Origin of the sequence: Streptomyces deccanensis, from assembly GCF_022385335.1 — a bacterium.
GTDB classification, from domain to species: Bacteria; Actinomycetota; Actinomycetes; order Streptomycetales; family Streptomycetaceae; genus Streptomyces; species Streptomyces deccanensis.
The window spans coordinates 5,517,443-5,535,701 of record NZ_CP092431.1; the positions used below are offsets into that span (position 1 = coordinate 5,517,443).

Below are 18,259 nucleotides of genomic sequence, written 5' to 3' on the forward strand. Positions count from 1 at the left end.
GGAAGGAGGCGACCGTGCACGTACTGCTGGCCGAGGACGACGACGGCGTGGCCGGTGCGCTGGCCGAGGCCCTGTACGAGCACGGTCACCTGCCCACCCGGGTGCGGCGCGGCGAGGACGTCCTCGCCCGCCACCGCCAGGCCGACCTGCTGCTCCTCGACCTGGGCCTGCCCGACGTCGACGGCCTGGAGGTGCTGCGCAAGCTGCGCGCGGTGAGCGGCGTGCCGGTGGTGGTCCTCACCGCCCGGGGCGACGAGCGGTCCGTGGTGCGCGGTCTGCGGCTGGGCGCCGACGACTACCTGGTCAAGCCGGTACGGCTGGCCGAACTGCTGGCCCGCATCGACGCGGTCACCCGCCGCGCCGGGCCGTCCGCCGCCCCGGCGCCGCGCACGGTCCGCGTCGACGACGTCGAGGTCGACCTGGACGCGCGCCGGGTGACGGTCGGCGGCGCCGAGGTGCGGCTGACCACCAAGGAGTTCGCGGTGCTGGCCGCGCTGGCGGCCCGCGCCGGAACGGCCGTCAGCCGCCAGCAGCTGATGGACGAGGTGTGGGGCGACGCCTACCTCGCCGTGTCCCGCTCGCTCGACGTCCACCTCACCCAGGTGCGGGCCAAGCTCGGCCGTCCCGACGTGCTGACCACCATCCGGGGCTTCGGTTACCGGTTCGGCGGCTGAGCGGGCCGGGGCCCTGCCGTGCGTACCCGGGTACTGACCGTCGTCCTCGCCTTCGCGGTGCTCGCGGTGGCCGGGTTCGCCGTGCCCCTGCTGGGTGTCACCGCGTCCCAGCGCACCCAGCAGCTCGTCGCCGCCCGCACCGCCGACCTCGACCGCTTCGCCGGACTGGCCGGGCAGGCCGCCGAGAGCGGCGACACCGGCGCGCTGACCGCCGAGGTGACCCGCTACACCGAGCTGTACGGCGAGGCGGTCGTGGTCGTCGACGCCCGCCGCGCCCCGGTGGCGCAGACGGGCGGCATGCGCGCCGCCGACCCCGCCGTCGCCCGCCTGGTCGACGCGGCGCTGCGCAACCAGCGCGTCTCGCCGGGGGGCACGCTGCGCCCCTGGTCGCGCGGCACCCATCTGCTCGCCCGCCCGGTGGGCACCGGCACCCGGGTCTCCGGCGCCGTGGTCCTGCGGGTCTCGGTACGGGCCGCCGCGGACGACATCGCCCTGCGCTGGGCGCTGGTCCTGGCGGGCGCGGGCCTGTTCGCGGTGACCTGTGTGCTGCTCGCCCGCTCCGCCACGCGGTGGGTCGTGCGCCCCCTGCACCGTCTGGACCGGGCGGTCGGCGCGCTGGCGGCCGGGCTGCCCGCCGAGCACGCCCGCGCCGGCGGCCCACCCGAACTGCGCCAGCTGGCCACGGGCTTCAACCGCATGGCCGACGCGGTGACCACCGCACTGGAACAGCAGCGCCGCCTGGTGGCCGACACATCCCACCAGCTGCGCAATCCGCTCGCCGCACTGCGCCTGCGCATCGACTCGCTCCAGTCCCGGCTGCCCGCCTCCGCCACCCGCACCTACACCGGCGTCACGGCCGAACTCGCGCGCATGGAGCACCTCCTCGACGACCTGCTCGCCCTCGCGAACGCCGAACACCGCGCCGGCGAACTGTCCGTCACGGACGCGCGGGAGGCCTGCTGCGACGCGACGGCGGTCGCCGCGGCCCAGGCCCAGCTGTGGCGGCCGGTCGCCGAACAGGCCGGAGTGCGGCTGGAGTTCACCGCCGGCCCGTCCGTCCTGATGACCTGCGCGGAGGGCGAGCTGGCGCAGGTGGCCGACATCCTCCTCGACAACGCGATCAAGTACGCCGGGCGCGGTGCCCACGTCGCCACGCGCTGTTTCACCGAGGGTCCCGACGCCGTGTTCGAGGTACGGGACGACGGGCCGGGCCTCGCCCCCGGGGAGCTCACCCAGGCGGGCACCCGCTTCTGGCGCTCGGAACGCCACCGCGCCGTACGCGGCAGCGGCCTCGGCCTGGCGATCGCCGAGCAACTCGTGACCGGCCGCGGCGGCCGCGTCGAGTGCGCGGCCGTCGAGCCGCACGGTCTGCGGGTGCGGGTCGTACTGCCGAAGGGAGGACCGGCATGAACGGGGAGGGTGCGTACGGCGGGCCCGGCGAAGGCGCGTACGACGGGACCGGCCCCGCCCCTCGCCCCGCCGTCCTCCGCCCCACCCCGCGCCCCGCCCGCCGTACCGCCCTGCGCGCGGCACTGGGCGCGGCGGCGTGCACCGGACTGCTGGCAGGGGTCGCGACGGCCGACGTACGGCACGCGGACCGTGGCCCGGAGGGTGCGCTGAGGATCGCGACCGGCGAGCCCGACGGGTTCTACACGGCCTTCGGCCGGCTCCTCGCCGACCAGGTCACGACCGTCTACCCCCGGCTGTCCTGCGAGGTGGTCAACAGCGAGGGCAGCGTGGCCAACGTACGGCTGCTCCAGGCGCGCCGGGCCGAGGTGGCGCTGGCCCTGGCGGACATCGCGTGGGCCGCGTACGGCGGGACCGCGCCGTTCGCCCGGGGTATCCCGCTCCGCGCCATCGGCAGGGTCTACGAGAACTACGTACAGCTGGCCGTGCGCGCCGACGCGACCGTCCGCGGCGTCGCCGACCTGGCGGGGCGTACGGTCTCGCTGGGCGCGCCCGGATCCGGCGGCGCGGTGCTCGGCGACCGTCTGCTGCGCGCGGCGGGCCTGACCCCGGGCGCCGACGTGGAGGTCCGCCACCTGCTGATGCCGGGGGCGGCGCGCGCGATGCGGGAGGGGGCCATCGACGCCCTGCTGGTCGCGGGCGGTGTGCCGCTGCCCGTGCTCTCCGGTCTGGAGTCCCGGCCCGGTATCCGCCTCCTGCCGCTGGCCGACCTGCTGCCCCGGCTGCGCACCGGCCCGGGACGGACCGGCTCGGGTCTGGAGGCGGTGGCGGTGCCGGCCGGGGCGTACCGGGGAACGCCCGAGGTGGCCACCATCGGGGTGGCCAACCTGCTCCTGTGCCGTCCCGACCTGCCGGTGCCCGTCGCGGCCGCCCTCACCCGGGTCCTGGTCCGCCGAGCGACCCGCCTGGTCCCGACGACGGCCCTCGGCACCCAGTTCCTCGACGTCCGCAGCCTGATCTCCACCGGCGTGGTCCCCCTGCACCCCGGCGCGGTCGCCGCCTACCGCGAACTGCACGGCTGAGCACGCCGCGCCGAGCGGCTCGACCGAGGCCGTGCGGGACTGCCTCCGCCGGCCCGCTCGCGATCCGTGCCACCGGTGTGGCTGATCGACCGTCTTACTCCTGCGAAGTCCCACTTCTTGATCCGACGAAGCTGGAAGGACAACGTGTGAGCGGGAACTTAGTCCGGGGATTCGCGGTGGCCTCGGCCACCGCGGTCACCACGGTCGGTGCCGTCGCGGGAGTCGGCCAGAGCGGCACCGGCCAGGCCGTGGCCGACGCCGGGACGACGGCGAGCGGGTCGACCCTCCTCGCGGACATCCCCATGGAAGGCCAGGCCCGGATCCAGACGGCCTCGCTGAACCAACAGGCCGACGCGCAGTCCGTCGCCGCGGACACCAGCGCGAGGCAGACCGCGGCGGAGGCGGCCCGCGTGCAGGCCGCCAAGGACGCGATCGCCAAGCAGCAGGAGGCCCAGCGGAAGGAGGCCCAGCAGAAGGAGGCCAAGCGGAAGGAGGCCGAACGGAAGGCCCTGCGGGACGCCGAGGACGGCCAGGAGGAGCAGCAGCAGGCCGGAGGCTCGTCGACGGAGTCCTCCGGTGTCACGCAGCAGTCCTCGTACAGCGTCGCCGACGTCCAGGCCATCGCACGGCAGATCGTGCCCGGCGGCCAGTTCACGTGCTTCAGCAACATCGTGGATCACGAGTCCGACTGGAACTACAAGGCGGTCAATCCCTCGTCCGGGGCGTACGGCCTCGTCCAGGCGTATCCCGGCTCGAAGATGTCGTCCGCCGGGGCGGACTGGCGGACCAATCCGGCCACGCAGATCAAGTGGGGCCTGAACTACATGAACGAACGCTACGGCAGCCCCTGTGACGCATGGGCGTTCTGGCAGGCCAACGGCTCCTACTGAGCCGGCCCGGCCACGCCGTCCCCGCGTCAGCCCGTGTGGACGCGGGGACGGCGGGCGCGGTCCGGTTCCGCCTCCCGCAGGACCTCCCGGGTGACCGGGGCGACCTCGCCCTGGCCGAAGAGGAGGAAGCGCAGGAAGTTGGCGAAGGGGTTGCCCTCGGTCCACTCGAAGTAGATGTGCGGGGTGCGGTCCGTCGCGTCGCGGACGTGGAGCAGGAGGGCCGCCAGGGCGTTGGGGACGGAGGAGGACTCCAGGGCGAGGACGCGGTAGCGGTGGTGGAGGACCTCGCCCCGGACCGTCAGGCCCGCCTCGAACTCCGAGGGGTCCGTCACCGTCACCTCGACGAAGACGAAGTCCTCCCGCTCCGACAGGTCGTTGTCGGCCCGGATCTGCTCGATCTTGTCCCGGTACTCGGCCTCGTCGCGGCTGTCGGGCTCGTTGGCGATGAAGCGGATCCTGCGGTGGGCCATGTCGCGGACGAATCGTTCCGCCAGCGGGTCGAGCGTCACGCCGGTCACCCGCAGCTCGAAGGCGCGCGCCAGGCGGGAGAGGAGCGAGACCAGGATGATGCCCGCGATGAAGCAGGCGCCGATCTTCACACCGTCGGGGCGTTCGATGACGTTCAGGACGGTGGTGTAGAGGAAGACGGCCGAGATGACGCCGAAGCCGATCGTCCAGTTGCGCTGACCCGCCTCGCGGGCGGCTATCGTCACCGCGATCGCCGCCGAGGAGATCAGGACCAGGACGCCCGTCGCGTACGCGCCGCCCTGCGCGTCGACGTCCGCGTCGAAGATCCAGGTGACCAGGAAGCCGACGAGGGTGAAGACGATCACCATGGGGCGGACGGCCCGCGCCCAGTGCGGGGCCATGCCGTAGCGCGGCAGATAGCGCGGCATGAGGTTCAGCAGGCCCGCCATGGCCGAGGCCCCCGCGAACCACAGGATGGCGATCGTGGAGACGTCGTAGACCGTGCCGAAGACGCCGCCCAGGTACTGGTGGGCGAGGAAGGCGAGCGCGCGGCCGTTGGCCTCGCCGCCCGGCTCGAACTCCTTCTCGGGGATGAGCAGGGTGGTGATGAAGCTGGTGCAGATCAGGAACACGCTCATGATCACGGCGGCGGCCGTCAGCAGCTTCTTGGTGTCGCGGATACGGCCCCGCGGGTGCTCCTCCGTGTCACCCTCGTCGCCCTTGACGTGCGGCATGACCGCGACGCCGGTCTCGAAGCCGGAGAGGCCGAGGGCGAGCTTGGGGAAGACGAGCAGGGCGACGCCGATCATCACGAAGACGTTGCCGTGCTCGGCGGTCAGGGCGCTCGACCAGTCGGTGACCACGTGTCCCTCGGTGGCGACGTGCCACAGGCCGACGACCACGACGACGACGTTCAGCGCGAGGTAGGCGCCCACAAGGGCCACGGCGACGCCGATCGCCTCCAGGAAGCCCTTGAGGAAGACCGCGCCGAGCAGCGCCACCAGGACGAGCGTGATCAGCAGCTGCCGGCCGTGCAGGGCGCTCTCCAGATGCGGGTTCTCCACCAGGTGGGTCGAGGCGTCGGCCGCCGACAGGGTGATGGTGATCAGGAAGTCGGTGGCGGCGAAGCCGAGCAGGGTCAGGACGAACAGCTTGCCCTTCCAGAACGACAGCAGCCGCTCCAGCATCGCGATCGAGCCCTCACCGCGCGGGCTCTCCTCGGCCACCCGGCGGTAGACCGGCAGGGCGCCGGCCAGGGTGACGACGACGAGCACGATGGTCGCGACCGGGGAGAGGAGACCGGCGGCGAGGGCGGCGATGCCGGGCTGGTAGCCGAGGGTGGAGAAGTAGTCGACGCCGGTCAGGCACATCACCCGCCACCAGGGCTGGCCCTTGTGCGGCGGCTCGGGCTCCGCGTGGGGGCCCGTGGGGCCGCCGCCCTTGCCCATGTCGGACAGTCCCTGAAGCATCCAGGCCCGCAGCCGGCCGGCAGCGGGGTGTCCGGCGGAAGGGGGGCGTTCGGTGGAAGGGGGGTGCTCGGTGGTGGCCATCGGCGGGCTCTCCTGATGTGCGGCTCAGCTGGGGGGAGGACCATCACGCGGACGGCGAAAGCAGCGTAGGCAGAGCGTGGCACCCCTGGCCGAGGGCTGGATCACACCGGGGCGTCAAGCTTGCGTTAAGACCGGCGTGAGCCTGGGGGAGGGGGACGGGGGCGTACGACGGGGCGTACGACGGCGGCGTATGGGCCCCGTCAAAGGTGGGGCCGCCACCGTCAGGGACTCGTCAACGACCGGCCGATTCCGGCCAGGGGCGGGGTTTCCTCGAAGCGTCCGAGTCCCTCCCGCACCTCTGCCAGGAGTTCACGATGGCCGATGTGGCCTTCGTCGTCACCACGATCGCGCTGTTCGCGCTGGTGGCTCTCGTCGCCAAGGGGGTGACGAAGCTGTGACCGCCGAGAACGTCGTCGGCCTCGTCGTGGCCGTCTCCCTGCTGGGCTACCTCGTCCTCGCCCTGCTCTTCCCCGAGAGGTTCTGACGGTGACTTCGGCTGCTGCCGCGCCGGGGGCCGTGGGTCCCGTACTCGCCGGCGTCCTCCAACTGCTCGCCCTCGTCGGCGCGCTGGCGCTCGCCCACCTCCCCCTGGGCACCTACATGGCCAGGGTCTACTCCTCCGACACGCACTGGCGGGTCGAGAAGTGGATCTACCGGGGCATCGGCGCCGACCCCGACACCGAGATGCGCTGGCCCGCCTATCTGCGCGGCGTCCTCGCGTTCTCGGCCGTCGGTGTCCTCTTCCTCTACCTCCTCCAGCGGCTCCAGGGCGTGCTGCCCGGCTCGCTGGGCTTCGCCTCCATCGACCCGGACCAGGCGTTCAACACCGCCGTCTCGTTCGTCACCAACACCAACTGGCAGTCGTACTACGGCGAACAGGCCATGGGGCACGTGGTGCAGACCGCCGGTCTCGCCGTGCAGAACTTCGTCTCGGCGGCCGTCGGCATCGCGGTCGCGGTGGCGCTCGTCCGCGGTTTCGCCCTCCCCCACTCTCGGCTTCGCTCTAGCGGGGGGACCCCCATCCGCACCGGTGAGCTGGGCAACTTCTGGGCGGACCTGGTGCGCGGGGTGACCCGCGTCCTGCTGCCGGGCGCGTTCGTCGCCGCGATCGTGCTGGTGGCGTGCGGCGCCCTCCAGAACTTCTCCGGGATCCACGAGGTCGGCCAGTTCCTGGGCGGCCCGCAGCAGTGGAACGGCGGCGCGGTCGCCTCGCAGGAGGCCATCAAGGAGCTGGGGACCAACGGCGGCGGCTACTTCAACGCCAACTCGGCCCATCCGTTCGAGAACCCGACGCCCTTCACCAACCTCTTCGAGATCTTCCTGATCCTGGTGATCCCGTTCGCCCTGACCCGCACGTTCGGGATCATGGTCGGCTCGGTCCGGCAGGGCTACGCGATCCTCGCCACCATGGTCACCATCTGGCTCGGCTTCACCGCCCTGATGATGTGGACCGAGTTCGCCCACCACGGCCCGGCGTTGCAGCTCGCGGGCGGGGCGTACGAGGGCAAGGAGGTCCGCTTCGGGGTCGGGTCCTCGTCGATCTTCGCGGTGGCGACCACCCTCACCTCGACCGGTGCCGTGGACTCCTTCCACTCCTCCTTCACCGGCCTCGGCGGCGGCATCACCCTGCTCGGCATGATGCTGGGCGAGATCGCGCCCGGCGGCACCGGCTCCGGCCTCTACGGCATGCTGATCATGGCGGTCATCGCGGTGTTCATCGCCGGGCTGATGGTCGGCCGCACCCCCGAGTACCTGGGCAGGAAGATCGGCACCCGCGAGATCAAACTCGCCGCCTGCTACCTCCTCGTCACCCCGACCCTGGTGCTCGTCCTGGCCGCCGCCGCGATGGCCCTGCCCACCCCGGCGCACTCGATGACCAACAGCGGCGCGCACGGCTTCTCCGAGATCCTCTACGCCTACACGTCCGCCGCCAACAACAACGGCTCGGCCTTCGCCGGGCTCAACGCCGACACGCAGTGGTTCAACAGCACGCTCGGCATCGCGATGCTGCTCGGCCGCTTCCTGCCCATGGTCTTCGTCCTCGCGCTCGCCGGTTCGCTCGCCGAGCAGCGGCCGGTGCCCGTCACCGCGGGCACCCTGCGCACCGAAAAGCCCCTGTTCACCGGGTTGTTGGTGGGCACGATCCTGATCATCACCGGTCTGACGTACTTCCCGGCGCTCGCGCTGGGCCCGCTGGCCGAGGGGCTGGCGTCATGACCACCCGTACCGAAGGCGAAGAGATGTCCACAGCCACTCCGGCCCGGGCGCCGCACAGCGACGTCCCCACCGGGCACAAGTCCCCCGAGGGCCGGGTCGGCGCGGGCCTCTTCGACCCCCGGCAGCTGGTGAGGTCCCTGCCGGACGCGTTCCGCAAGCTCGACCCCCGGGTGATGGTCAAGTCGCCGGTGATGTTCGTGGTGTGGATCGGCTCGGCGCTGACGACGGTCTTCTCCTTCACGGACCCGGCCGACTGGTTCGGCTGGACCATCAGCGCCTGGCTGTGGCTGACCGTCGTCTTCGCCAACCTCGCGGAAGCCGTCGCCGAGGGCCGGGGCAAGGCACAGGCCGACACCCTGCGCAGGGCCAGGACCGACACCGTGGCGCGGCGGGTCGTCGGGGACGGCGAGGAGCGGGTCCCCGGCACCGCACTGCGCGTCGGCGACCTGGTGGTCTGCGAGGCCGGTGACGTCGTCCCCGGCGACGGTGACGTCGTCGACGGCGTGGCCTCGGTGGACGAGTCGGCGATCACGGGGGAGTCGGCCCCGGTGATCCGTGAGTCGGGCGGCGACCGGTCCGCCGTCACCGGCGGCACGAAGGTCCTCTCCGACCGGATCGTCGTCCGGATCACGACGAAGCCGGGCGAGACCTTCATCGACCGGATGATCGGCCTGGTCGAGGGCGCGGCCCGGCAGAAGACGCCCAACGAGGTCGCCCTGAACATCCTGCTGGCGTCCCTGACGATCGTGTTCCTGCTGGCGGTGGCGACCCTGCCCCCGTTCGCGGACTACGCCGGCACGCACCTGACCATGGTCGTCCTGGTGGCGTTGCTGGTCTGCCTCATCCCGACGACCATCGGCGCCCTGCTCTCCGCCATCGGCATCGCGGGCATGGACCGCCTGGTCCAGCGCAACGTCCTCGCCATGTCCGGCCGCGCGGTCGAGGCCGCCGGGGACGTCTCCACCCTGCTGCTCGACAAGACCGGCACCATCACGCTCGGCAACCGCAGGGCGGCCGCGTTCGTGCCGGTGGCCGGGGCGACGGAGGCCGAACTCGCCGACGCCGCCCAGCTCTCCTCACTGGCCGACGAGACCCCCGAGGGCCGTTCCGTCGTCGTCCTGGCGAAGGAGAGGTACGGGCTGCGCGAGCGCCACCGGGGCGAACTCACGGGAGCCGTGTGGATCGCCTTCACCGCCCAGACCCGGATGTCGGGTGTCGACGTCGACGGGCGCATGGTCCGCAAGGGGGCGGCCGGTTCGGTCGTCCGCTGGGTCGAGGAGCGTGGCGGCACGGTCGCCGAGGACGCGGCGACGGCCGCCGACCGGATATCCCGGGCGGGCGGTACGCCGCTGCTGGTCGCGGTCGAGGACGCCGACGGGGCACGGGTGCTGGGCGTCGTCCACCTGAAGGACGTCGTCAAGGACGGCATGCGGGAGCGGTTCGACGAGCTGCGCCGCATGGGCATCAGGACCATCATGATCACGGGTGACAACCCGCTGACCGCGAAGGCGATCGCCGAGGAGGCGGGCGTCGACGACTTCCTCGCCGAGGCCACCCCCGAGGACAAGATGGCCCTCATCAAACGCGAGCAGGCGGGCGGCAAGCTGGTCGCGATGACCGGCGACGGGACGAACGACGCGCCGGCCCTCGCCCAGGCGGACGTCGGCGTGGCCATGAACACCGGCACGTCGGCCGCCAAGGAGGCCGGCAACATGGTCGACCTCGACTCCGACCCGACCAAGCTGATCGAGATCGTCGAGATCGGCAAGCAACTCCTCATCACCCGGGGCGCGCTCACGACGTTCTCCATCGCCAACGACGTCGCCAAGTACTTCGCGATCATCCCCGCGCTGTTCGCGGCCGTCTACCCGGGCCTGGACAAGCTCAACATCATGGGCCTGTCCTCACCGGACTCCGCGATCCTCTCCGCCGTCGTCTTCAACGCGCTCGTCATCGTCGCCCTGGTGCCGCTCTCCCTGAAGGGCGTGCGGTACCGGCCGATGAGCGCCGACCGGATGCTCCGCCGCAACCTCACCGTCTACGGCCTCGGCGGACTGATCGCGCCCTTCCTCGGCATCAAGCTCATCGACCTGCTCATCTCCCTCGTCCCCGGGCTGTAGTTCTCGAAAGGCGTGCTGACCGCCATGAACACCTCCGTATCGAACACGGCCCGGTTGCTGTGGGCCGGGCTGCGCGCCCTGCTGGTGCTGACCCTGGTCACGGGCGTCCTCTACCCGCTGGCCGTCACCGGTGTCGGGCAGGCCCTCTTCCCCGACCGGGCGAACGGCTCGGAGATCGAGGCGGACGGGAAGGTCGTCGGCTCCTCGCTCATCGGCCAGGCGTACGACCTGCCGCCGAGGAAGGGCCAGGAGACCCCGGAGCCCGACCTGAGGTGGTTCCAGGGCCGCCCGCAGCACGGGCTCGGCACCAACACCGTCAACACCCGGTACAAGCTGATCCTCTCCGGCGCCACCAACCGGGCCGCCGACAACAAGGACCTCGTCGACTGGGTGACCGCCGCCAAGGCCGCCGTGGTCGAGGACAACTCGGTGCCCGGCTACACGGTCGAGCCGTCCGAGGTGCCCGCCGACGCGGTGACCTCCTCCGGCTCCGGCCTGGACCCGGACATCTCCCCGGCCTACGCCGACCTCCAGGTCCACCGGGTCGCCCGGAGGAACGGCCTGCCCGTCGACCGGGTCCAGAAACTCGTCGACGACCACACGGAGGGCCGCACCCTTGGCTTCATCGGCGAGCCCCGCGTCAATGTCCTCGAACTCAACATCGCGCTCAAGGCACTTGAGTCCGGAGACTGACCCCTCGCTCCGGTCGGGTGACGCGTCAGCGTCAGCGCACGCCCGCCGCGTCCAGCAGGGTGGTCACCGTGGGTGCGACGAGCCCGGTGAGGGTGTCGGCGCGGATGCCCGCCCGGGCGCTGGCGCCGTCGAAGACCAGGATCAGCTGCCGGGCCAGCAGATCGGGGTCGCCCGCCCCTCCCTGCTCGGCCTCGGCGCGGAAGAAGGCGGTCAGGTTCGCCTTGACCTGATGGGCGACCCGGCTCGCGGGGTGGCTCTGGTCCTTGAGCTCGATCTGCACGGCCAGATACCGGCAGCCGTGGAACTCGGGAGAGCCGGCATCCGCCTCCACCTGCGAGAAGACGTGCAGGATCCGCTCGCGGGGCGACCGGCCGTCGTCCGCGGCGGGCAGCAGGGTCGCCACGAAGGCGGCGGAGCGCTCCCCGAGGGCCGCTGCCAGCAGGTCGTCCTTGCTCCCGAACAGCTGGTACATGGAGCGCTTCGACACCCCCGCCGCCTTGCACAGCGCGTCGATGCCGATGTTGACGCCCTCCCGGTAGGTGAGCGTGGCCGCCGCCTCCAGCAGCCGCTCTCGGGAGCTTGACTTGGTCTCGGTGCTCATAGGGCGAGGTTAACCCGATTCCGGGCAATTGGAAACCGATCGGTTTATTGCGCCGGTGCGTCAGTGGGCGATCACGGGCTCACCCTCCGACCGCGCCAGCGCCGCGTTCGGTATCAGGAGCGCCGAGAGCACGGCGCCGACCACGAAGAACCCGGCGCCCCACGCCAGGGTGGCCGTGTAGCCCTCGACCCCGGCCCGCGCCACGGTCAGGGCGCCCGGCTCGTGCGCGGACAGGTAGTCGGTCGTGGCCGAGGAGGCGACGGTGGTCAGGAGCGCCGTGCTGATCGAGCCGCCCACCTGCTGGCCGGTGTTGATCAGCGCCGAGGCGACGCCCGAATCCTCGTGATGGATGCCCGCCGTCGCGCCCTGGAACGCGGTGGTCATCACTCCACCGAGGCCGAGGCCCAGCAGGATCATGCCGGGCATGATGTCGGCGGCGTAGGCGCTGTCCAGTTCGAGGCGGGTCAGCAGGGCCATACCGGCCGCGGCGACCAGGAAGCTCGTGCTGATCACGATCTTCGGACCGACCCGGGGCAGCAGCAGCGAGGGCGCCGTGGTCGACGCGGCGACGATGCCCCCGACCATCGGCAGGAACGCCAGACCGGTCTTGATCGGCGAGTAGCCGATGCTGGCCTGGAGGTAGTAGGTCAGGAACAGGAAGATCGAGAACATCCCCATGCCGATGACGAACACCGCCAGGAACGAGCCACCGCGGGTCCGGTCCAGCACGAGGCGCAGCGGCAGCAGCGGATGCGCGACCCTGGCCTCCAGCCGGACGAACACCGCGAGCAGCACCGCGCCGACGATCATGGAGCCGAGGGCGACGGGGTCGGTCCAGCTCGTGGACTCGACGTGCGCGAACCCGTAGACGACGGCGAACAGTCCCGCGCTCACCACGACGGTGCCGGGGATGTCGAGCTTGGGCCGCTCGGTGACCGCGGGCTTGGCCAGCAGCAGCACCGCGCCCACCAGCGCGACCGCCGCGAAGACGACGTTCACGTACATCACCCAGCGCCAGGACGCCCACTCGGTGAGCACGCCGCCGAGCAGCAGCCCGACCGCGCCGCCCGCACCGGCCAGCGCGCTGAAGATGCCGAACGCCTTCGGCCGCTCGGCCGGGTCGGTGAAGGTCACGCTGAGCAGGGAGAGCGCGGCGGGCGCGAGCAGCGCGGCGAAGAGCCCCTGGGCCACGCGTGCCGTGACGAGGATGCCGAAGCTGTCGGCCGCGCCGCCGAGGACGGACGCGGCCGCGAAGCCGGCCAGTCCGGTCACGAAGGTGGTGCGCCGGCCGAACAGGTCGCCGAGCCGGCCGCCGAGCAGCAGCAGGCTGCCGAACGCCAGGGCGTACCCCGTGATGACCCACTGCCGGCTGCCGTCGCTGAAGCCGAGGTCCTGTTGCGCCGCGGGGAGCGCGATGTTCACGACGGTCGCGTCGAGCGTGACCATGAGCTGCGCCGTGCCGAGCACGACCAGCACCCACCAGCGCACGGCATGGGAGCCGCGGCGGCCCGAGTCTGTCTTTCCGGAGGCGGGTGCCTCACGGTCGTAGGTGGTACTCACTGTTCCCCTTGATCACTGATCGCTGATCATCATCGGCCGACCCCGAATGGCCGAAAACCGATCTGTTTCCAGACAGGTAAACAGATCGGTTTCCAGGACGCAAGCGCGGGGTCCGTCCGGGCTTGCACTCTGAAACCGAACGGTTTACCTTGGTTGAAACCGATCGGTTTCTCGTTCAAGGGGAGAGTCATGACCGCATTGAAGGGCGCGAACGTCTTCGTCACCGGCGGCAGCCGGGGCATCGGCAAGGCGCTGGTGGAGGAGCTGTACGCGCGCGGTGCCGGCAAGGTCTACGCCACGGCCCGCGACCCGCGCTCCGTGACGCACCCCGACGCCGTCCCGGTGGCGCTGGAGGTCACCGACCCGGCCTCCGTGGCGGCGGCCGCCGCGCAGGCGCAGGATGTCACCGTGCTGATCAACAACGCCGGCGCCTCGGTCGGCGCGTCCTTCCTCGACTCCCCGGTCGACGACGTACGCCGGGAGTTCGAGACCAACTTCTACGGCCCGCTCCTGCTCACCCGGGCCTTCGTCCCGGTCATCGAGCGCAACGGCGGCGGCCACCTCCTCAACGTGCACTCGGTGCTGTCCTGGCTGGCCCTCGGCGGCTCCTACAGCGCCTCCAAGGCCGCCCTGTGGTCGCAGAGCAACTCCCTGCGCCTGGAACTGCGGCCCCGCGGCATCGACGTCACCGGCCTGCACGTCGGATACGTCGACACGGACCTCGCCGCCGGCGTCGACGCGCCCAAGTCCGCCCCCCGCGACGTCGCCGCGCTCGCCCTCGACGGCATCGAGACCGGCGCGCACGAGGTGCTCGCCGACGACATATCACGGCAGGTCAAGGCGGGCCTGGCCGGCGACCTGGCAGCGCTGTACCCCCAACTGGCGCAGTAATCCCCACCCACGCAAGGAGTCGTCGACATGCCCGCCCACGAGCCCCGTCCCTCGATCCACGTCCCGGGGACCACCAGCCACACCCTCGCCCCGCGCCCGGGATCCGACGGCCGCCAGGGAACCCTGCGCTACCTCAAGGCGGGCACCGGCGCCCCCCTGGTCCTGCTGCACACCGTGCGCACCCAGGCCGAGCACTTCCGCCACCTCATCCCGCTGATCGCGGACCGGTACACCGTGTACGCCCTCGATCTGCCGGGGATGGGCTACTCCGAGATCGTGCCCGGGGCGTCGTACGACGAGCCGGCCATGCGCGCGGGCGTCGAACGCCTCCTGACCGAACTCGACCTGCACGACGTGACGTTGGTGGGCGAGTCCATGGGGGCGGTGCTCGCCCTGACCACCGCGGCCGACCTCCCGGAACGGGTCCGCCGCGTCGTCGCGGTCAACACCTACGACTTCCGCGGTGGAATCGCCCGGTCCGGCCTCCTCGCCCGGGTGGTCGTCAGCGGTGTCCTCGCCCCGGGGGTGGGCCCGGTGATCGCCGGGGTGGAGCCCAAGCCGGCGCTCACCAAGATCTTCCAGGGCGGCCTGGGCGACAGGAGCGCGCTGCGGGAGGACTACGTGGACGAGCTCCTCCAGGTGGGCAAGCGCCCCGGCTACCCGACCGTCGCGCGGGGCGTGTACCAGGCCCTGCCCAGCCTCATCGCGGCCCGCTCCCGCTACCCCGAGGTCAAGGCCCCCGTCCACCTCGTCTACGGCGAGAAGGACTGGTCCCGCCCTTCCGACCGGGAGGCCAACAGACGACTGCTCCCGGCCGCCGACTTCACCCAGGTGCCGAAGGCCGGCCACTTCATCGCCCTGGAACGGCCCGAGCTGTTGGCCGACCTGCTGAACGCGACGGCCTGACGGCAGTTCCTCAGCCGTCCTTGCCCATGGCCTTGCGCACCGCGTCCTTGGTGCGGTCCATGAGGGCGGCGACCGGCCCGAGCATCACGTTCGCCGCGCCCGACTCCACGCCCGGGTGGGGCCGGGTGGGTGCGACGGCCTCGGCGGCCTTGACGGCCTTCGCCATGGAGGCCAGCTTGGCCGCGTCGGCGCTGCGGCGGATGTGGGTGAACTCGTAGCGTTCCTCGGCCCGCGCGTGCTCCTGGACGTCCCTGCGGAGCTTCAGCAGCATGGGCATGAACTTCGGGTCGTCGGTGTCGACGTCGTCCAGCGCGGCCAACGTCTCCTTGGCCGCGCGTTCCTCCGCGAGCCGCTCCTCCACCACCTTCTCGCCGCCGGGCAGGGAGCGCTGGGCGAAGGGATGGACGACCTCCTCCTCGGCGGTCTCGTGCACGGCCAGCAGCCGCACCAGACGGCGGAAGGCGTCGCGGCGCTCCTCACCGCTGCTCGCCTCGACCTCGTCGAAGAGGTTGCGGATGTCGCCGTGCTGCCGCATCAGCAGTGCCACGACGTCGTTGTCCGCGGCCCGGTCGTCGCCGGCCTGGGGGGTGTGGAGCTCGGTCATCTCGGCTGCCCTCACTTCTCGCGCATGGCGGGGTCGGGGTGCTCGCCCTCGGACTCGACGCGGTACTCACGGCCGAACATGTCGTCGTGCTCCACCATGACCCGCTCGCTGGGCGGCGCCTCGCCGCCGTGGATCTGCTCCTGCATCGCCTCGAACCGCTCGTGCGCCTCGCGCACATAGCCGGCCCCGAGCGTGGTCAGGTCCATCTGCGTGTCCAGCAGCTCCCGCACGTAGCCCTTGTTCGGCTCGAAGGTGAGCACGTTCGGCAGTTCCGGCGCGAGCACGGACGCCGGGTCGCGTCCGTCGTGGCGGCGCATCATGTCGCAGGCGAGATGGAGGTGTTCCAGCTCCATGTTCAGATGCAGCTCCCAGATGGCCTTGACCCTCGGGTCGCTCTCCTGCTCCATGAAGGAGTAGTAGAGGTAGCACTCGTTGTACTCGTGGTTGACCAGCTGCTCCCACCACGTCTCACCCGGGTCGACCAGCGACTCGTAGTGGGTGACGTGCTCCTCCTCGATGAGCCCGATCTCCTGGTAGAGCTGACGGGCGATCGGCTCCATGTAGGTGGGGCCGGTGTTCATGTAGAAGTTCATGGTCTGCTGCTCGGCCGACATGATCGTCAGCGCGTGCAGCTTCGACAGCGGGTTCGTCTCGTCCTTGGCGTACGGGTCACGCACGTTGTCGTACGGGTCGCGGTGGTGGTACTTCGTCGGCCGGCCCGGCATGACCTCGGTCAGCCCGTCGACGATCGACTCCGCCTTGCGGTGCTCGATCATCTCGTACAGGTTCGCGTACCGGTACAGATGGTCGAAGTCCTCCAGCACACCGAACTGGTACGCCTGCTGCAGATACGGATCCGGTTCCATCCGCGCCACCCACGCGGTCAGGTCCACCGCGACCTGCTCGTACGCGATCGTCGTCTCCAGCACCGAGGAGACGCCGGGCAGCAGCCAGTTCACGACCTTCTGCTGCTGCGCCTCGATGTAACGGGTCCGGGCGAGCTGCCGCTTGACCTCGGGGTCGACGGTGTTGCGGGCGAGCTGGTGACTGAAGAGGATCGCCTCGACCTCGATGCCGTTCATCGTGATGATCCGGCACCGGGTGTACGGGTCGCAGTGGTCCGGGTCGATCGGCTGCACGTTCAGCTCGCGCCAGCTGCGCAACTGACGGTCCAGCGGGATGCCCCGCTGCTCCAGAGGATTGAAGGTCATGGGGGCGCCTCCTGGTGAGGGGGTCGACACGCGTCCCGGCGGGGTACCCCGCGATGGACGACGAGCACAGGCCTGCCCCCGCAGTCTGCGCACGACGGACGACTTCCGGCCACCGCTCACCCCCGAGGCCCCACGGTTCCCCCTGATCGGCCCATCCGCCCCCCGACCGGCGCCCGCAGCAAGGCCGGAGAGCCTACGGCTCCTGTACGTCGCGTTCGGCGGTCCAGGTGATGTGCGGGGGCTCGACCCGTGCGCAGAGCGGGCCGCCGTCCGCGTCGGTCAGGCCGAGGCGTCCGACCAGCAGGCCCTCGCGTGCGGCGGCGTCGAGTACGTCGGCGGGGACGACGTCGAGCATCAACTTGGCGCGGCGGAACATCGTGAAGGTGCCCGACTCGTCGACCGTGCCCCACGACAGGTAGATGAACCGGCGGCCCAGCCGGTCCTGCACGTACGGGCCCTTGACCTCGGTGCCGGCCGGTGAGGTGCTCGCGGCGCACTCCAGGGTCCAGGTCGCGGACGGCGCGTCACCGCGCTGCGGGGCGAGGAGCTCGGCTGGACGGTCGCGCCGTTGCACGGCGACGTGGACGTTGTCGTACGCGGGCGCCCTCCCGTCGGCACGGGCCGGACACGTGAGCCCGGGCAGATCGACGGCGTCGATGCGGATACGCATACCGCCCATCATCCGCCACCACCCGGGCAGCTCCCGCCCACTCCGCCTCCCGGCCGTGCCCGCGGCACTCAGACCGCCTCACTGAACGACGGTTCCCCGGAGGGTCAGCGCGTGAGGTCGAACGTGGCGGCGCGGGGAACGAACGTCGTGCCCCCGTCCTCGGCCGTCGCCAGTGCCGAGACGTACCAGGTGCCCTTGGCCAGGTCGGCCGCCTCCCGCTCCGTGACCTTCAGCGTGTACGTGCAGCGGGTGGCCTTGTCCGAGATGCTCCGGCACGTGGCGCTCTCCGTCGAGCGCAGTTCCTTCTCGGTCGGGTCGAGCTTCGAACTCGCGGGCCAGGCAACGACCTTGAGGCCTCGGACGCCAGAGTCGTCGCTCACGTCCACGGTGTAGACGAACGAGCCGGCGCTGCCGCCGGACGGAGCCGTGTAGCGAGCCGCGCCGCGCTCCAGGGTCGGCTCCGTGGGGGCCGCGGCCAGAGCGAGGCCGCCGGCGGCCACCGCACCGAGGGCGACGGCGCCGATGAGCGAGGAGAGGACAATGCGCTTGGACATGGGAGATCCCCCTGAATTCGTTGGGTGGTTGGGAAAGCGGCGATCGACCGCGTTCTCGATGTGATCGAGCCTATGAGCGGGGGCCCGGCCCTGGCTTCGCGCTCCAGGACGAATGACGCCTCGAACCACAGGTAGAGGACTCTGTACCTGACGGAGGAGAC

General features: G+C 71.6%; 18 protein-coding genes. 11 read left to right on the forward strand and 7 right to left on the reverse strand.

The window, feature by feature from the left end; genetic code table 11:
* Positions 1 to 14 precede the first annotated feature (14 nt).
* The 4 genes from L3078_RS24580 to L3078_RS24595 all read left to right on the forward strand — a co-directional run bounded on the left by L3078_RS24580 (position 15) and on the right by L3078_RS24595 (position 4,053).
* Positions 15 to 674 carry a response regulator transcription factor gene (locus L3078_RS24580; protein ID WP_239756124.1) on the forward strand — a complete coding sequence of 220 codons (660 nt, stop codon included), beginning with the start codon at positions 15 to 17 and terminating at the stop codon, positions 672 to 674.
* 18 nt (positions 675 to 692) lie between these two features.
* Positions 693 to 2,084: a sensor histidine kinase gene (locus L3078_RS24585; protein WP_239756125.1), complete on the forward strand. Its 1,392-nt coding sequence runs from the start codon at positions 693 to 695 to the stop codon at positions 2,082 to 2,084.
* Entirely contained in the window at positions 2,081 to 3,163 is a 1,083-nt protein-coding gene (locus L3078_RS24590; RefSeq protein ID WP_239756126.1) for a TAXI family TRAP transporter solute-binding subunit, read from the forward strand. Before L3078_RS24585 ends, L3078_RS24590 begins: the two co-directional genes overlap by 4 nt.
* Before the next feature lie 146 nt (positions 3,164 to 3,309).
* Positions 3,310 to 4,053: an aggregation-promoting factor C-terminal-like domain-containing protein gene (locus L3078_RS24595; protein ID WP_239756127.1), complete on the forward strand. Its 744-nt coding sequence runs from the start codon at positions 3,310 to 3,312 to the stop codon at positions 4,051 to 4,053.
* A gap of 26 nt (positions 4,054 to 4,079) precedes the next feature.
* On the opposite strand, the gene L3078_RS24600 is transcribed toward L3078_RS24595, so the two are convergent.
* Positions 4,080 to 6,071 carry an APC family permease gene (locus L3078_RS24600; RefSeq protein ID WP_239756128.1) on the reverse strand — a complete coding sequence of 664 codons (1,992 nt, stop codon included), beginning with the start codon at positions 6,069 to 6,071 and terminating at the stop codon, positions 4,080 to 4,082.
* A 206-nt stretch (positions 6,072 to 6,277) separates the two neighbouring features.
* On the opposite strand from L3078_RS24600, the gene L3078_RS24605 reads away from it, so the two are divergent.
* Genes L3078_RS24605 through L3078_RS24625 form a run of 5 tightly spaced genes read left to right on the forward strand, consistent with a single transcriptional unit; the run spans position 6,278 to position 11,101 of the window.
* Positions 6,278 to 6,469: a hypothetical protein gene (locus L3078_RS24605; RefSeq protein WP_239756129.1), complete on the forward strand. Its 192-nt coding sequence runs from the start codon at positions 6,278 to 6,280 to the stop codon at positions 6,467 to 6,469.
* Positions 6,466 to 6,555: a K(+)-transporting ATPase subunit F gene (kdpF, locus tag L3078_RS24610; protein WP_060886496.1), complete on the forward strand. Its 90-nt coding sequence runs from the start codon at positions 6,466 to 6,468 to the stop codon at positions 6,553 to 6,555. The genes L3078_RS24605 and kdpF overlap by 4 nt, the downstream gene beginning before the upstream one ends.
* A gap of 32 nt (positions 6,556 to 6,587) precedes the next feature.
* On the forward strand, positions 6,588 to 8,288 hold the full coding sequence (gene kdpA, locus L3078_RS24615) for a potassium-transporting ATPase subunit KdpA (protein ID WP_239760452.1): 1,701 nt from the start codon (positions 6,588 to 6,590) through the stop codon (positions 8,286 to 8,288).
* A 23-nt stretch (positions 8,289 to 8,311) separates the two neighbouring features.
* The gene (kdpB, locus tag L3078_RS24620) at positions 8,312 to 10,408 is read left to right on the forward strand and encodes a potassium-transporting ATPase subunit KdpB (protein ID WP_239760453.1); all 2,097 of its coding nucleotides are present in this window, start codon (positions 8,312 to 8,314) and stop codon (positions 10,406 to 10,408) included.
* Between the two features lie 24 nt (positions 10,409 to 10,432).
* Positions 10,433 to 11,101 (forward strand): potassium-transporting ATPase subunit C, encoded by a 669-nt coding sequence (locus L3078_RS24625; protein ID WP_239756130.1) that lies wholly within the window; start codon positions 10,433 to 10,435, stop codon positions 11,099 to 11,101.
* A 31-nt stretch (positions 11,102 to 11,132) separates the two neighbouring features.
* Here the strand turns inward: L3078_RS24625 and L3078_RS24630 are convergent, their stop codons facing one another.
* Together L3078_RS24630 and L3078_RS24635 are read right to left on the reverse strand one after the other, a co-directional pair.
* Positions 11,133 to 11,702, reverse strand: a complete 570-nt coding sequence (locus L3078_RS24630; RefSeq protein WP_239756131.1) for a TetR/AcrR family transcriptional regulator — start codon at positions 11,700 to 11,702, stop codon at positions 11,133 to 11,135.
* 60 nt (positions 11,703 to 11,762) lie between these two features.
* Complete coding sequence (locus L3078_RS24635) at positions 11,763 to 13,262, reverse strand: MFS transporter (RefSeq protein WP_239756132.1); 1,500 nt, start codon at positions 13,260 to 13,262, stop codon at positions 11,763 to 11,765.
* A 189-nt stretch (positions 13,263 to 13,451) separates the two neighbouring features.
* Between L3078_RS24635 and L3078_RS24640 the strand changes: the two genes are divergently transcribed.
* Positions 13,452 to 14,153: an SDR family oxidoreductase gene (locus L3078_RS24640; RefSeq protein WP_239756133.1), complete on the forward strand. Its 702-nt coding sequence runs from the start codon at positions 13,452 to 13,454 to the stop codon at positions 14,151 to 14,153.
* A gap of 27 nt (positions 14,154 to 14,180) precedes the next feature.
* Complete coding sequence (locus tag L3078_RS24645; protein ID WP_239756134.1) at positions 14,181 to 15,059, forward strand: alpha/beta fold hydrolase; 879 nt, start codon at positions 14,181 to 14,183, stop codon at positions 15,057 to 15,059.
* Between the two features lie 10 nt (positions 15,060 to 15,069).
* On the opposite strand, the gene L3078_RS24650 is transcribed toward L3078_RS24645, so the two are convergent.
* The 4 genes from L3078_RS24650 to L3078_RS24665 form a co-directional block, all read right to left on the reverse strand.
* The gene (locus L3078_RS24650; protein WP_239756135.1) at positions 15,070 to 15,663 is read right to left on the reverse strand and encodes a hemerythrin domain-containing protein; all 594 of its coding nucleotides are present in this window, start codon (positions 15,661 to 15,663) and stop codon (positions 15,070 to 15,072) included.
* Positions 15,664 to 15,674: 11 nt separating this feature from the next.
* Positions 15,675 to 16,874 (reverse strand): hypothetical protein, encoded by a 1,200-nt coding sequence (locus L3078_RS24655; RefSeq protein ID WP_239756136.1) that lies wholly within the window; start codon positions 16,872 to 16,874, stop codon positions 15,675 to 15,677.
* A gap of 193 nt (positions 16,875 to 17,067) precedes the next feature.
* On the reverse strand, positions 17,068 to 17,544 hold the full coding sequence (locus tag L3078_RS24660) for a DUF5990 family protein (RefSeq protein ID WP_239756137.1): 477 nt from the start codon (positions 17,542 to 17,544) through the stop codon (positions 17,068 to 17,070).
* A gap of 104 nt (positions 17,545 to 17,648) precedes the next feature.
* A complete protein-coding gene (locus L3078_RS24665; protein ID WP_239756138.1) occupies positions 17,649 to 18,098 on the reverse strand; it encodes a DUF5707 domain-containing protein in 450 nt (149 codons plus the stop codon).
* Between the last annotated feature and the right edge of the window lie 161 nt (positions 18,099 to 18,259).